A 14,845-nucleotide genomic window follows, 5' to 3' on the forward strand; every position below is an offset into this window, starting at 1 on the left:
TGTGCTCGGGGCCCCGGCTCACGGGGTCTCCTCGGCGAGCACCCGCCGCAGATGGACGGCGATCTCGTCGACCCACGGCGGGTCGAGCAGCGACAGATGGTGTCCTCCCACCGGCACGACCTCCAGCCGCGGGCACACCTCGTCCCAGCCCAGCGCCCGGTCGTCGCGCTCGTAGGCCGGGTCGCGCACGGTGTGCGGCGCCGTCTCACCGGCCCGGTACAGCACCACTCGGCCCTCGTACCGGCCGGGCCGATGGGCCTCGCCGGTCCGCAGGTCCAGGTAGGAGTCCCGCTGGTGCTCCAGCGCGGCGGACGGCACCTCGGCGGCCTCGCGCACGGCCCGCAGCACGAAGTCGATCCGCGCGCCGTCGTCGTCCATCGCCACGAGCTCGTCGTACGGCAGGTCCAGCTGAGCGCCGTAGGCGTCGGCGACGTGCCGGGCGAAGCCCTCCAGGTGGGCGCGGATCCGGTCGGGCAGGGGCAGGGGCCGTACGGAGTCGATGAGGACCACCAGGTCCACCGTCCGCCCGGCGGCGGTCAGGTGCCGCGCGGTCTCCTGGGCGAGGAAGCCGCCGAACGACCAACCCCCCAGCAGACAGGGCCCGTCGGGGTGTGTGGCGGCGATGATCTCGGCACAGCGGCGGGCCTTCTCCACCACTGTGGGCGCGTCCTCCATCCGGTCCAGTCCGTACACCGGCCGGTCGTCGCCGAGGCGTTCGGCGAGCGTGCGGTAGACGTCGGTGGAGCCGCCGGCGGCGTGGAACAGGAACAGCGGAGGCCGGGAGCCCGTGGTCCGCAGCGGCCGAAGGACCGAGCCCTGAGGAGGCAGCGCGCGCCGGACGCGGGCGGCCGCCTCCTCGACGGTCGCGGTGCCCAGCAGGTCCCGCAGCGGCAGGTCGATCCCGAACTCGCGCTCCACCGCCGTACGGATACGGACGGCCATGAGCGAGTCCAGGCCGAGGTCCGCCCAGGCCGTGCCGGGTGTGATGCGGTTCGAGGGGTGTCCGGTGACGGCGGCGATGTGGTGCGCCAGCCGGGCCAGGACGGAGCCGGGCTCGCGCGCAGGCGCGGGTTCGGGGCGGTGTGCCGGTGCGGCCGGGCCGGGGTCGCGGACGCCGTCCGTCCACCAGTACCGGACATGCCGCCACCGTGGCGTGGGCAGGTCGACGACCCGGCCGGGCGGCAGCGGCAGCCGCGCGCCCGCGGCGTACAGCGTGCCCACCTGCCGTACGAACGCGGCGGAGTCGTCCGCGTCCCGTCGCAGCGTGCCGACGAGCAGCGCGTCCGGGGCGGTGTCGGCGACGGCCCGGGTCAGGACCGGGTGGGGCGAGATCTCGACGAACGCGGTGTGGCCGTCCGCCGAGGCCGCCGCGACCGCCCGGTCCAGGCGTACCGGTCGCCGCAGGTTGGCGGCCCAGTGGGCGGCGTCGAAGACGCAGTCGCCGCGCGGGTCGTCCAGGACCGTGGAGTAGACGGGCACACGCGGCCGCCGCCCCCGCACGCCGGACAAGGCGCCGGTCAACTCCGGCAGCAGGGCGTCCACTTGGGGCGAGTGACCGGCGCCGACCACCCGCATCGCACGGGCGGCCCGGCCTTCCTTCTCCAGCCGCCGTACGAGCCGGTTGACCTCGGCCTCCTGACCGGTGACGACCTTCTGCCGGGGCGAGGAATGCACGGCGACATGGACGCCGGGGAAGTCTTCGCGCAGCGCGTCCAGTTCGGCGTCCGCCACGTCGACCACGGCCATCGCGCCGCCGCTCAGTCTGCTGAGCAGCCGGGCCCGTACGGCGATGACGCGGGCCGCGTCGGGCACGTCCAGGGCGCCCGCGCACACGGCGGCGGCCACCTCGCCCATGGAGTGCCCGATCACCGCGGCGGGTTCCAGACCCCTCGAACGCCACAGCTCGGCGAGCGCCACCTGGAGCCCGAACAGGACGGGCTGGGCGACCTCCAGGCGGTCGAGGTCGTCACCGGAGGCGAGATGGTCGTAGAGCGACAGGCCGCACTCGGGGGCCAGTTGGGGATCGAGCTTCTCCACCGCGGCGGCGAACGCGGGCTCCTCGGCCAGCAGGCGCCGCCCCATGCCGGCCCACTGGCCGCCGTAGCCGGAGAACACCCAGACGGAACCGGGCCCCACCAGGTCGCGATCGCCCGTGGTGACCGCGGGGTGCGGGGCGCTCGACGCCAACGCGCCCAGGGCGTCGGTGAGTTCGTCCCGGTCGCGGGCCGTGACGGCGGCCCGTACGGGGCCGCGGCCGGTGCGTCCGGCGAGCGTCCGCGCCACGTCGGCAGGGCGTGCGGCCTGTCCTTCGGGGGTGCGCAGCCAGTCGCCCAGCCGGGCGGCGGTGTCGCGGAGCCGCTCGGGGTCGAGGTCGGAGAGCGGGTACAGACGGGCGGCCGGCTCGTCCGGCGACAGCGGCAGCAGGGCGCCGGGCCGCCATTCCTCCAGTACGGCATGGGCGTTGGTGCCGCCGAACCCGAAGCCGGAGACCCCGGCGGTGGCCGTGCCGCCGTAGCGGGGCCAGGGCTCGGGGTCGGTCACCACGCGCAGCCGGTCGTCGTTCCCGACGCCGCTGTCGGCGCAGTGCAGGGTGGGCGGGATCTGGTCGTGGTGCAGGGCGAGGACCGTCTTCACCAGACCGGCGATGCCCGCCGCGGACTCCAGATGGCCCAGGTTGCTCTTCACGGAGCCGAGCAGCAGCGGCTGGTCGGGGTCCCGGTCCCGGCCGAGCACGGCGCCGAGCGCGCCCGCCTCGATCGGGTCACCGAGCGGGGTTCCGGTGCCGTGCGCCTCGACGTGGTCGACGGACGCCGGGGCGAGACCGGCCCGCGCGTACGCGGAGCGCAGCACTGCCTGCTGCGCGGCCGGGTTGGGCGCCATGAGACCGCCCGAGCGGCCGTCGGAGTTCACGGCGGTGGCACGGATGACGGCCAGGATCCGGTCGCCGTCCCGTTCGGCGTCCGAGAGCCGCTTCAGCAGCACGGCCGCACAGCCCTCGCCGCGCCCGATGCCGTCGGCTGCCGCCGAGAACGGCTTGCACCGCCCGTCCGGCGCGAGGGCACCGGCCCGCCCGAACGCCACGCCGACGACGGGGGAGAGGAGCAGGTTGACCCCGGCGGCGATCGCCGTGTCGCTCTCGCCCGTGCGCAGGCTGACGCAGGCGTGGTGCACGGCGACCAGGGAGGAGGAGCACGCGGTGTCCACGGCCATGCTCGGCCCGTGCGTGTCCAGCACGTACGCCAGCCGCCCCGCCGCCACGCTCAGCGCCGCGCCCGCCGGCGCCCAGGGGTCGACGGCGGCCGGGTCGGCGCCCGTGAGCTGCCCGTACTCCGGGGCGGAGATGCCCACGAAGACACCGGTGGCCGTGCCGGCGAGCGAGGCGGCCGGCACGGCGGCGTGGGCCAGGGTCTCGTGGACGACCTCCAGGAGGATCCGCTGCTGCGGGTCCATCACCGCGGCCTCGCGCGGGGTGATGTGGAAGAAGTCCGCGTCGAAGCCGGCCACGTCGTCGAGATAGCCGCCGTACCGGGGCGCGTCGGCGGGCGGGAACGGGGTGAAGTCGCGCCACCGGTCCTCGGGAACCCGCCGGATCGCGTCGACGCCGTCACTGAGCAGCCGCCAGTAGTCGGCGGGACCGTGCACCCCGCCCGGGAGCCGGCAACCGACCCCGACCACGGCCACGGGCTCGTCGTAGGAAGTAGAGGGCGTAGAGGAAGTAGAGGAGGCGGAGGAGGCGGCGGATGCCGAGGAGGAGTGCGACGAGTCCGCCGTGACGGCGGCCCGTCCCGCCCCGCCGCACAGCCGCGTCACCAGGGCCTCGCCCGTGGGCGCCTCCCACAGCAGCGTCGCGGGCAGTTCGCGTCCCAGGGCGTGGGAGAGCTCCCCGGCGAGGACCACCGCGTCCCGCGAGGACATGCCGAGGTCGGCGAGCGGGCGGTCCATCGGGACGGTCGCGGCGGGCGTGCCGGTCCAGGCGGACACTCTTTCGGCGATCAGACGGCGCAGCGCGGCCGCCGAGGCGAGGTCCGTCATTCTGCGACTCCCGCCCGCTCGTAGGCGCCCTCCGTGTAGCGCGCGCGGGTCAGGGCCCGGGAGACCTTGCCGCTGGAGGTGCGGGGCACGGTTCCCGGGGGCACCACGACGACATCGGCGAGCCGCAGCCCGTGCCGTGCCGAGACGGCCCCGCGCACCGCGCCCACCAGGGCCGGGAGGTCGATCCCGGTCAGCTCGGTGGTCCGCGCGTGCTCGGCCACGACCACCACCCGCTCACCCGCCGCACCGGGGACCGAGAACGCGGCGAGCCGGTCGCGGCGCACGGCCGGGTGCGCGTCCTGGACGGTGGCTTCGATGTCCTGCGGATAGTGGTTGCGCCCATCGACGACGATGAGGTCCTTCAGCCGGCCGGTGACCACCAACTGCCTCTCCAGCACTGTCCCCAGGTCGCCCGTGCGCAGCCAGGCGCCCGGCCCGGCCGCGGGGTCGGCCGGCTCGGCGCCGAAGACACGGCGGCTGTCCTCGGTCCGCTTCCAGTAGCCACGGCCGACGTTGGGACCCTGCACCCAGATCTCCCCGACCTCGCCCTCGGACAGCACGGCACGCGTGACGGGATCGACGATCCGCAGCCGCTGGCCGGCCGGGGCCCCGCACCCGGCGAGCAGCACCGCCCTCGGGTCGTCGGGGCGCGCGGGCAGGGCCTTCCCGGTGGCGAGCGCGTCCCGGTCCAGCGCGAACCGGCGCAGGGGCTCGCCGGGCCGGGCCGCGCTGACGAACACCGTGGCCTCGGCGAGGCCGTACGAGGGACAGTGGCTGTCCGGAGGCAGTCCCTGGGCCCCGAAGGCGGCCTGGAAACGGTCGACGGTGCCGGGGCGGACCGGCTCGCTGCCGTTGATCAGCGCGGCCACATCCTCCAGCCGCAGTTCGGCCCGCTGTGCGTCGGTCACGGCCGAGACGCAGTAGTCGTAGGCGAAGTTGGGCGCCGCGCTCACCACGCGGGGATGTGCGGCGAGCAGCCGCAGCCAGCGCACGGGCTGGTGCAGGAACGCGGCCGGATCCATGATCACCGACATCAGTCCGCGCGTGACGGGAGCGGCGACGCTCAGCACCAGACCCATGTCGTGGTAGAGCGGCAGCCAGCCCACGCAGGTCACCGGGTGCGTGTCGGCACCGTAGGCGCTCAGCGCCTGCCGGGCGTTGGCGACGACGTTGCCGTGGGTGATCTCCACGCCCGCCGGGGCCCGGGTGGAACCGGAGGTGTACTGGAGATAGGCGGTCGTGTCGGAGTCCGCGGCGAGCGGGTACCGGTCGTCCGCGCGGGCGTCGGGGACCTGGTCGGCCGCCACGACCCGCACCGGCACGTGCTCGCAGAAGTCCCGGACCTCCTCCAAGGACCGGCTCGTCGTCACGACGACGGCGGGAGCGGCGTCGGCCAGGACGCCCGCGAGCCGGTCGGCGTGCCCGGGCAGGCCCGGCGGATACAGCGGTACGGCGATCATCCCGGCGGCCAGTGCGGCCAGGAACCCGGTGACGTACTCCGGGCCCTGCGGGCACAGCAGTGCCACCCGCGCGCCGGGTTCGGCCTCCTCGGCGAGCCGGGCCGCAAGCGCCCTCACCCGCACGTCCAGGCGGCGCCAGGTCAGGGTGCGGTGGACACCGCGCGAGTCGGGCGCGGGATGGTCGACGAAGGTGAACGCCCGGCGGTCCGGCGTGGTCAGGGCCCAGTGCCGCACGAACTCCGGCAGGGTCCGGCACGGGGGAGCGAGCGGGGGGCGGCGGTGGTCCATGGGGCGTGGCTCCTCACGTCGCGGGGGAGACGGGGACGGACGGGGCAGGGGGGCGATCAGGGCGGTCGGCGCGCGTCGGGACGGCCGCGTCGGAGCGGGTGCCGCGGATCAGAGCGGGATGTTGCCGTGCCGGCGCTGCGGCATGGGGGCGCGCTTGCCGTGCAGGGCGCGCAGCGCGCGGCAGACGTGCGCCCGGGTCTCGCGCGGGGCGATGACGTCGTCGACGTAGCCGCGCTCGGCGGCCAGGTACGGCGTGCCGTGCGTGCTCTCGTACGCGGCCACGAGCTGTGCGCGCAGCGCCTCGGGGTCCTTGGCGGCGGCCAGTTCACGCCGGTGCAGCAGGCCCACCGCGCCCTCGGCGCCCATGACGGCGATCCGGGCGGTGGGCCAGGCGAGGTTGACGTCGGCGCCGAGATGCTTGGAGCCCATGACCGCGTATCCGCCGCCGTAGGCCTTGCGCACCACCACGGTGACCTTGGGGACGGTCGCCTCGGCGTAGGCGTACAGGAGTTTGGCGCCGCGCCGGATGATGCCGCCGTGCTCCTGGCGGACGCCGGAGAGATAGCCCGGCACGTCGGCGAAGGTCAGCAGGGGGATGCCGAACGCGTCGCAGAACCGCACGAACCGCGCGGCCTTCTCGGAGGCGTCGATGTCGAGGACGCCCGCCGCGTGCATCGGCTGGTTGGCGACGACCCCGACCGAGCGGCCCTCGACCCGGGCCAGCGCGCAGATGATGTTCGGCGCGAACAGCTCCTGCACGTCGAGGAGTTCACCCTCGTCCACGACCGCCCGCAGGATCTCGCGCATGTCGTAGGCCTGGCCGAGCCGGTCGGGGACCACCTCGTCCAGCCGGTCCCCGGCGGGCGGCTCCACCGGCGCGTACTCGGGCGGCCGCTCCAGGTTGTTGGCGGGCAGATACGACAGCAGGTCCCGCACGGTGTCCAGGGCGTCCTGCTCGTCGGCGGCCAGGAAGTGGGCATTGCCGTTGACGGAGTTGCTGGTGTGCGCGCCGCCCAGCTCCTCGGCGGTGGTGCGCTCGCCGGTGACCGTCTCGATGACGTCGGGTCCGGTGACGAACATGTGCGAGGCGCCGTCGACCATCACCGTGAAGTCGGTGATCGCCGGCGAGTAGGCGGCCCCGCCCGCGCACGGCCCGAGGACGACCGAGATCTGCGGGATCACCCCCGAGGCCTGCACGTTGCGGCGCACCAGCTCGGCGTAGAGGGCGAGGGAGGCGACGCCCTCCTGGATGCGGGCGCCGCCGGAGTCGTTGAGCCCGATCACCGGACAGCCGGTCTTGAGGGCCAGGTCCATGAGGGCGACCGTCTTCTCGCCGAAGGCCTCGCCCATGCTGCCGCCGAAGACGCCGGAGTCCTGGGCGAACACACAGACCGGGCGGCCGTCGACCGTAGCGTGTCCGGTGACCACGCCGTCGCCGTAGGGCCGCCGGGCCCCGTCCCCGGTGGGCCGGGCCCGCACGAACAGCCCGGTCTCGGCGAACGATCCGGCGTCCACCAGCCGTTCGATCCGCTCCCGGGCGCCGAACTCCCCGCGCCGTCTGGATCTGCCGGGGGTCACCGCCCCCGTCCTGCGCCGTGCCAGATCGGCGATGCGATCGGCGGTCCGGTCGGGCACGTACGGCGCGGTCCGCTCTGTCTCGGACCTTGTCGCCTCAGTCGTCACAGCCACCTCCGAACTCGGCTTCGAATATGGCAGCGGTGGAGGCGGCGACCGGGCGGAACGAGGCGGTGTTTGCCTCAGGTGAGTGCTGCGGGACGAGTGTTCGTCCGGGGGTGACAAGGGGCCAGGGCCCCGGCCGTCCGCGGCCGGGGCCCGTCCGCGCCTACGTCATCGCCGCAGCGTCCGTGTCGCGGCGAGCGATCCCGCACGGTAGCCCTCCAGACGGACGGCGGTCCCCGGCGCCGGATCGACGGACAGCGTGAGCGTGGTGTCCCCGTCCACCACGTCCACCGAGGCCCGCGGACGGCCCGCCACGAAGACGTCGACGCGGTCCAGGCCGGCGGTGCGCACGGTGAGCGCGGCTCCCGGCCCGGGTTCCGCGTCGAGCCGGAACCGGGGGAGGGCGGCGAGGAGTTCGCCCGCGTGGTTGAGCAGGTCGACGTTGTCCTTGAGCAGGTCGTCGCGGGTCATCCGGTGCCGGACGTCCGGTACGACGCCGAGGTCCTCCAGCGGGGTGCCGGAGAGCGCGCCCACGCGTACCGTGCGCCGGATCGCCACCCGCAGGTTCGCCCCGCCCGGCAGCGGCCGGTACGGCGACTCCGGATCGGGCCCGGGGACCGGGGCGGGGAGCTCCAGCAGGAGCTTGAGGAGTTCGTGGGTCCAGACGTTGGCCCCGCCCGCCCCGGTGTTGTCGTCCGCGCCCAGCACGGGACCGATGCCGTGGTCCTGGAAGCCGGCGGCGAAGATGTCGGTGGCCGAGTAGCAGCGTGCGTCGGTGACCAGCACGACGGGCCCGTGGTACTGCTGCCCGATCGCGTTCGCCCCCTCCTGCGGGGTGATCGGGAAGGTGGCTGAGAACGCCGACCCGATCTCCGGCGACTGCTCCAGCGAGGGGAACCACGGCCCCAGATCGATCTCACGGGTCGGATTCGCGGCATGACGCCGGCAGATCCGCAGGTTGAGCGGCGTGCTGAGGAACTGCACCGGCTCGGGCACCACCTGACGCGGTGTCAGGGTCTGGAGCAGGAACTCGGAGGCGTGGATGTGGCCGCCGCCGTTCCCTCGCACGTCGAGCGCGAGGCCGGTGCGCGGGATCAGGCCGAGCAGCCGGACGAACTCGGTGACGAAGCCGCCCGGGTCGGTGGTGTTGAAGGTGAAGATCCGGATGTGCCCGAACGTTCCCGACGCCGTGGTGACCGTACGGGCGCGGAAGAACCCCGGCATCGCCGAGGGGATGTCCGCCGCGTCCAGGGCCGGCTCGGTGGTGAGTTCGGCCGGGCCACCGGCCTCCTCCAGGCCCACCACCTGCGGCACGTGCAGGAGTTTCGTGGCCCGGTTCACCTCGTCGCCGACCAGGTCGAGACCCTGGGCGGCCGCCGCCTCGGAGAGGGCGTCGGCGTCCACGAGCGCCGGCAGGTTCTCCGTCACCCGCCAGGGCTCGCGCAGTTCACGGGCCGCCCCGTCGGCGCCGGTGTAGCCGAGGACCACCCACTCCTCGTCGGGTGCCCGGTGCACCGCGAGCGGCCGGACGGTCAGCGACTGCACCCCGCGCGAGTGCCGGGCCGCCGGGTTGCTCCCGGCGAAACGGTCCGCGCACAGCTCGACCTGGCGGGCGATGGGGACGCCGTTCCAGTGCGTGACCTCGGTGCCCGGCCCGAACCCGGGCGGCGCCGCGAAGTCGCGCACCGTCCGCGTGACCAGGTAGCCCGAGCCGGGCCCGGCGGCGTAGTGCTCGATCTGGAAGGGCAGGTAGGCGATCTTGCCGGCGAAGGGCCGCGGCAGGACGTAGTTGGTGTGCAGGTCCCGCACCGAGTGGAAGATCGCCGACAGTTCGGCGTGGAAGCGCCACTCCGGGTCCATCGCCGCATCGCTCTGCCGGCCCAGCCGGACCAGCAGCAGTCGCAGCCGCTGCACGGGGTTGACGGCGTACATGGCCGTCTTCAGCGGCAGGTGCGCGTAGTTCTGCTCCAGGAGTACGAGCGCCTGCTGCACCAGGACCTTGCGCTCCGCGAGCGTCAGCACGCCCGCGCCGGCGAGGAAGTCGGACAGCGGCGCGGCCGCCGCCAGTTGCTTGGGAATCCACGCGGGTGTCGTGGAGGTGTCGTGGTCGGTCATGGGTTCTCCTTCGGATGATCAGCCGTCCGGCACGTGTGCCGCACACCGATCTCCGCGCCCCCACGACCGCGCCACTCGTACGAGGAGTCCACCGCGCACCGACGAGCCGTCCATGATTCCCCCGTGCGGCGCGGCGCCCGCGCGGGCCCCTGCACCACCCCCTCAGCATGCTCCCCGGCAGGGCCCGCCGCGGGGTGTTCCGGCGGGACTACGCCATCCGTCGGGCCCCCGGTCCCGTTCCCCGCGGGGGAAGTTCGGCAGGTCCATCAGGTCACTTGTCCCGGACCCTTGACTCGGAATGCGCGAATCGCCATCCTCGTCGGACCATCTTGCGCCGGTCATGACAACCCTGGGTGCGGCCTCCGGACCGTCCCGCTCGTCGACCGTGGCGCCCCGCCGACCGAGGGACGTGGGTAGTGACCATGGCTCGACGCCCGTACCGCCGACGCAAGGACGTCACCGTCCTGTCGCTGCTCCTGCTGCTGGTGGCCGTGGCCCTCGGCCCCACCCCGAGTTCGGCGGCCGCGGCCGACTGGTGGAACCCCACGGCACGGCCCGCGCCCGACGCGCAGATCAACGTCACCGGCGAGCCCTTCAAGGGCACCGACTCCGCGGGCGACGTCCGCGGGTTCGTCGACGCGCACAACCATCTGTTCTCCAACGAGGCCTTCGGCGGCCGGCTCATCTGCGGCAAGCCCTTCTCCGCGGCCGGGGTCGCCGACGCGCTCAAGGACTGTCCGGAGCACTACCCCGACGGCACACTCGCGATCTTCGACTACATCACCCACGGCGGCGACGGCAGGCACGACCCGGTCGGCTGGCCGACCTTCAAGGACTGGCCGGCCCACGACTCGATGACCCACCAGGCGAACTACTACGCCTGGATCGAGCGCGCCTGGCGCGGCGGCCAGCGCGTCCTCGTCAACGACCTCGTCACCAACGGCATGATCTGCTCGGTCTACCCCTTCAAGGACCGCAGTTGTGACGAGATGACCTCGATCCGGCTCCAGGCGAAACTCACCTACGCCCTCCAGGACCACATCGATACGATGTACGGCGGCCCCGGCAAGGGCTGGTTCCGGATCGTCCTCGACAGCGCGCAGGCCCGCGAGGTCATCAAGCAGGGCAAGCTGGCGGTCGTCCTCGGCGTCGAGACCTCCGAGCCCTTCGGCTGCAAGCAGATCCTCGACATCCCGCAGTGCAGCCGCGCCGACATCGACAAGGGCCTCGACGAGCTGTACGACCTGGGCGTGCGCAGCATGTTCCTGTGCCACAAGTTCGACAACGCGCTGTGCGGGGTCCGCTTCGACGAACACGGCCTGGGCGCCGCCATCAACGTCGGCCAGTTCCTGTCGACCGGCACCTTCTGGAAGACCGAGAAGTGCACCGGCCCCCAGAAGGACAACCCCATCGGCCTGACCGAGTCCGACGCCGAGGAGGACCTCCCGGACGGCGTGGAGGTCCCGGCCTACGACGAGAACGCGCAGTGCAACGTGCGCGGGCTCACCGACCTCGGCGAGTACGCCGTACGCGGCATGATGCAGCGCAAGATGATGCTTGAGATCGACCACATGAGCGTCAAGGCCACCGGCCGGGTCCTCGACATCTTCGAGGCCGCCTCCTACCCCGGCGTGCTGTCCTCGCACAGCTGGATGGACCTGAACTGGACCGAGCGGGTCTACTCCCTCGGCGGCTTCGTCGCCCAGTACATGCACGGCTCCCAGGAGTTCGGCGCCGAGGCGAAGCGCACCGACGCGCTGCGGGAGAAGTACGGCGTGGGCTACGGCTACGGCACCGACTTCAACGGCATCGGTGACCACCCCGCCCCGCGCGGCGCCGACGCCCCGAACCCTGTGACGTACCCCTTCAAGAGCGCCGACGGCGGCTCCGTGATCGACCGGCAGACGAGCGGGCAGCGCACCTTCGACTACAACACCGACGGGGCCGCGCACGTCGGCATGATCCCGGACTGGATCGAGGACATCCGGCGCGTCGCCGGCCAGGGCGTGGTGGACGACCTCTTCCGCGGCGCCGAGTCCTACCTCGGCACCTGGGGCGCGTCCGAACAGCACCGGGCCGGAGTGAACCTGGCCAAGGGCCGTCCGGCGACGGCCAGTTCGTCGGAGTCCAACCCCTTCACCAGCTACCAGCCGGGACGGGCCGTGGACGGCGACGACGACAGCCGCTGGGCCAGCGACTGGAGCGGCGAGCAGTCCTGGCAGGTCGACCTCGGCGCCACCCACCTGGTCTCCCGCGTCACCCTCGACTGGGAACGCGCCTACGGGAAGTCGTACCGCGTGGAACTGTCCACCGACGGCGTGCACTGGCAGACCGCCTGGTCCACCACTGCCGGCGACGGCGGCCTGGACACCGCCCGCTTCACCGGCACACCCGCCCGCCACGTCCGCATCCACGGCCTCGAACGCGGCACCGACTGGGGTTACTCGCTCCACGAGGTGGGCGTCCACAGTGCCTGAGGCGGGGGTGCGCGCATGGCACGGATGCCGTCGGCCGAGCGGCGCCGGCAGCTGACGGAGGCGGCGATCAGGGCGATGGCCCGGGACGGGGTGGCCAAGACCACCACCCGGTCCATCGCCGCCGAGGCCGACGTCTCCCTCAGCGTCTTCCACTACTGCTTCGACTCCAAGCAGGCCCTGATCGAGTCGGTCATCACCACCCTCACCGACCACTCCGTGGCCGTGGTGCAGGAGGCACTACGGCCCAGGGCCACCCTTGAGGAGACCGTCCGGGCCGGCTTCGAGGCCTACTGGAACCACGTCCGCACCCACCCCGACGAGCACATGCTCACCTACGAACTCACCCAGTACGCCCTCAGACAGCCGGGATTCGAGCACCTGGCCCGCCGCCAGTACGAGCTGTACGGCGCCGCCTACGCAGAACTCATCGACGGCCTGCGCGAGGGCATGGACCTCCGGCTCCGGGTCCCCGTCTCCGTGCTGGCCCGCTATCTGGCCGCCATGACCGACGGCCTGACCCTGAACTACCTCGTGCTCGGCGACGCGGCAGCCTGGACCGACATCCTCGACACGGTCACCGCCCACATCGCCGGACTGGTCCAGGAGGGCGAGCCGGGTCCGGGCCGCCTGGGACACTGACGTGGTGCAGCCGCCCCCAGAGCCCCGCCCGCCGGCCCCCGTCACGGCCGACGCACCGGGCAACATCGCCCGCCCGCTGCTCACCCAGTCCTGGCTCGACCTCACCTTCGTCCACTGGGCGGCCGACCCGGCCGACGTGGCCGGCCTGCTCCCGCCGGGCACCGTCCCCGACACCCTGGACGGGGTGACCTACGTCGGTCTGGTGGCGTTCCGGATGCACCGCGTCGGCTGGTTCGGCCTCCCCGGCGTGCCCTACCTCGGGAGCTTCCCGGAGACGAACGTCCGTCTCTACTCGGTGGACGCGCGAGGCCGCCGGGGCGTGGTCTTCCGCTCGCTCGACGCCTCCCGCCTGATCCCGGTCGTGGTGGGGCGGCTCGCCTTCCGGATGCCCTACCTGTGGTCGCGCATGGAGATCCGCACCCACGGCGACACCGTGACCTACACCAGTTCCCGGCGCTGGCCCGGACCGCGCGGCGCCCACAGCCGCCTGACCGTCCGGGTCGGCGAACGGATCGAGGAGGCGACGGAGGCGGAGCACTTCCTCACCGCCCGCTGGGGCATGCACAACGCCTTCCTCGGGCGGCCGGTGTTCCTGCCCAACGCCCACCCGCGCTGGCCGCTGCACCGCGCCACACTCGTCGCGTGCGACGAGGACCTGGTGACGGCGGCGGGGCTGCCGCGGCCGGTGGGGGAGCCGGTGAGCGTGCTGTACTCGCCGGGCGTCCCGGTCCGCTTCGGCCGCCCGGCCCGCCCGGCGGGCATCCCGACCCCCTGACGTGGCCCGACTCGCGGCGCCTTCCGCATGTCGGCCGCGATCGGCCGGGCGGGGGAACGGCGGGAGTGGAAGCCGATCCCCTGCCGGTCCGTGCGATGTACTGCCCTGACCAGTCGAAACACGGCACCCGTACGCAGGAGGGCACATGAGCGGACCGGTACGCGGCGCGGCCGTCGCCGTCGTCCTCGCCGCCACGGTCGGCGCGTGCGGCACGGTCTCGGATCGCCGCGACGACGTGCGCGACGCGGCGACGGCCTTCGAACAGCACCTCGCCGAGGGCGCGTACGACCGACTGTGCGCGGCCCTCGCCCCCGGCACCGTCGAGGAGCTGGAGCAGTCGGCCGGCAGCCCCTGTGCCAAGGCCCTCGGCGAGGAGGCCCCACCTCGTGGCGGTGACCTGCGCGTGGTGGACGTCTACGGCGACCAGGCGCGGGCGGTGCTCGCCACGGACACGCTGTTCCTCTCCCGCTTCGACAGCGGATGGAAGATCGTGGCCGCCGGCTGCACCGAGCGTCCCGAACAGCCGTACCAGTGCCGGATCAAGGGGGGATGAGCGGTGAGGACGATGTTCACCACGGTGGTGCTGATCATCGCGGTCGGTCTCGCCTATCTCGCGGCGGTGGGACTGATGCAGCGGTGAACCGGCCCTCGTCCCGCACCACCGCCTCCGGGCGCGCAGGCCTGCGCGGGTTCGTCCGGGAGAACGGCCTCGGGCTGTTCTTCACCGTCACCTTCCTGCTGACCCTGGTCGGGCAGGCGATCGCCGGACAGGCCGACTTCAACAACCAGCTGGTCGCGGAGCAGCTGCGGCCGGTCGGACTCGCCGAGTACGTCACCACGTCGGACTTCGCGGTCGACGTGGCGGAGAACTGGCAGTCCGAGTACCTCCAGTTCTCGCTGTTCATCGGCGTGACGGTCTGGCTGCTCCAGCGCGGTTCCCCGGAGTCCAAGGAACTGCACAAGGGCGGCACCGAGTCCGACAAGGACCAGCGGGTCGGCGAGTACGCCGGCGAGAACTCGCCCCGGTGGGCCGCGGCCACCGGGTGGCGGCGCGCGCTGTACTCGCACTCGCTGCTGCTGGTCATGGGGACGATCTTCGTGCTCTCGTGGCTGGTCCAGTCGGTCACCGGCGTGGCCGCCTACAACGAACAGCAGCTGCGCCGGCTCCAGGCCCCGATGAGCTGGCCCCAGTACCTGGGCGCGGCCGACTTCTGGAACCGCACCCTCCAGAACTGGCAGTCCGAACTGCTGGCCGTCGCCTCGATGGTGGTGCTCTCCACCTACCTGCGCCAGCGCGGCTCCCCGGAGTCGAAGCCGGTCGGCGCGGCACACGACGCCACGGGCGTGGAGAGCTGAGGCGACCGCCGGGCGCCGGTGAG

The 14,845-nt window shown here is 73.4% G+C and carries 9 protein-coding genes; 5 read left to right on the plus strand and 4 right to left on the minus strand.

Translation table 11 applies throughout. The annotated features are described in order from the left end of the window. Positions 1–18 precede the first annotated feature (18 nt). From SLINC_RS42355 to SLINC_RS42370, 4 genes are all read right to left on the minus strand, one after another. Entirely contained in the window at positions 19–4,032 is a 4,014-nt protein-coding gene (locus SLINC_RS42355; protein WP_067443725.1) for a type I polyketide synthase, read from the minus strand. After that, positions 4,029–5,780, minus strand: a complete 1,752-nt coding sequence (locus SLINC_RS42360) for a fatty acyl-AMP ligase (protein WP_067443726.1) — start codon at positions 5,778–5,780, stop codon at positions 4,029–4,031. Before SLINC_RS42360 ends, SLINC_RS42355 begins: the two co-directional genes overlap by 4 nt. 108 nt (positions 5,781–5,888) lie before the next feature. Then, on the minus strand, positions 5,889–7,415 hold the full coding sequence (locus SLINC_RS42365) for an acyl-CoA carboxylase subunit beta (protein ID WP_067443727.1): 1,527 nt from the start codon (positions 7,413–7,415) through the stop codon (positions 5,889–5,891). Positions 7,416–7,628: 213 nt separating this feature from the next. Then, on the minus strand, positions 7,629–9,575 hold the full coding sequence (locus SLINC_RS42370; RefSeq protein ID WP_067443728.1) for a S41 family peptidase: 1,947 nt from the start codon (positions 9,573–9,575) through the stop codon (positions 7,629–7,631). Between the two features lie 422 nt (positions 9,576–9,997). Here SLINC_RS42370 and SLINC_RS42375 point away from each other — a divergent pair, with 422 nt between their 5' ends. The 5 genes from SLINC_RS42375 to SLINC_RS42395 all read left to right on the plus strand — a co-directional run bounded on the left by SLINC_RS42375 (position 9,998) and on the right by SLINC_RS42395 (position 14,822). Next, positions 9,998–12,052 (plus strand): galactose-binding domain-containing protein, encoded by a 2,055-nt coding sequence (locus tag SLINC_RS42375; RefSeq protein WP_067446412.1) that lies wholly within the window; start codon positions 9,998–10,000, stop codon positions 12,050–12,052. A gap of 15 nt (positions 12,053–12,067) precedes the next feature. Beyond that, positions 12,068–12,691, plus strand: a complete 624-nt coding sequence (locus SLINC_RS42380; RefSeq protein WP_067443729.1) for a TetR/AcrR family transcriptional regulator — start codon at positions 12,068–12,070, stop codon at positions 12,689–12,691. 1 nt (position 12,692) lies between these two features. Further along, positions 12,693–13,466, plus strand: a complete 774-nt coding sequence (locus SLINC_RS42385) for a YqjF family protein (protein ID WP_397793948.1) — start codon at positions 12,693–12,695, stop codon at positions 13,464–13,466. Between the two features lie 145 nt (positions 13,467–13,611). After that, positions 13,612–14,019 carry a nuclear transport factor 2 family protein gene (locus SLINC_RS42390; protein ID WP_067443730.1) on the plus strand — a complete coding sequence of 136 codons (408 nt, stop codon included), beginning with the start codon at positions 13,612–13,614 and terminating at the stop codon, positions 14,017–14,019. A gap of 83 nt (positions 14,020–14,102) precedes the next feature. Further along, positions 14,103–14,822, plus strand: a complete 720-nt coding sequence (locus SLINC_RS42395) for a DUF6766 family protein (protein ID WP_237282017.1) — start codon at positions 14,103–14,105, stop codon at positions 14,820–14,822. Positions 14,823–14,845 lie beyond the last annotated feature (23 nt).

The organism is Streptomyces lincolnensis (assembly GCF_001685355.1).
GTDB lineage: Bacteria > Actinomycetota > Actinomycetes > Streptomycetales > Streptomycetaceae > Streptomyces > Streptomyces lincolnensis.

What these genes read in the sequence shown, in the direction of transcription:
- SLINC_RS42355 (WP_067443725.1), bottom strand. Translation starts at nt 4,032, where the DNA reads ATGACGGACCTCGCCTCGGCGGCCGCGCTGCGCCGTCTGATCGCCGAA.
- SLINC_RS42360 (WP_067443726.1), bottom strand. Translation starts at nt 5,780, where the DNA reads ATGGACCACCGCCGCCCCCCGCTCGCTCCCCCGTGCCGGACCCTGCCG.
- SLINC_RS42370 (WP_067443728.1), bottom strand. Translation starts at nt 9,575, where the DNA reads ATGACCGACCACGACACCTCCACGACACCCGCGTGGATTCCCAAGCAA.
- SLINC_RS42375 (WP_067446412.1), top strand. Translation starts at nt 9,998, where the DNA reads ATGGCTCGACGCCCGTACCGCCGACGCAAGGACGTCACCGTCCTGTCG.
- SLINC_RS42380 (WP_067443729.1), top strand. Translation starts at nt 12,068, where the DNA reads ATGGCACGGATGCCGTCGGCCGAGCGGCGCCGGCAGCTGACGGAGGCG.
- SLINC_RS42390 (WP_067443730.1), top strand. Translation starts at nt 13,612, where the DNA reads ATGAGCGGACCGGTACGCGGCGCGGCCGTCGCCGTCGTCCTCGCCGCC.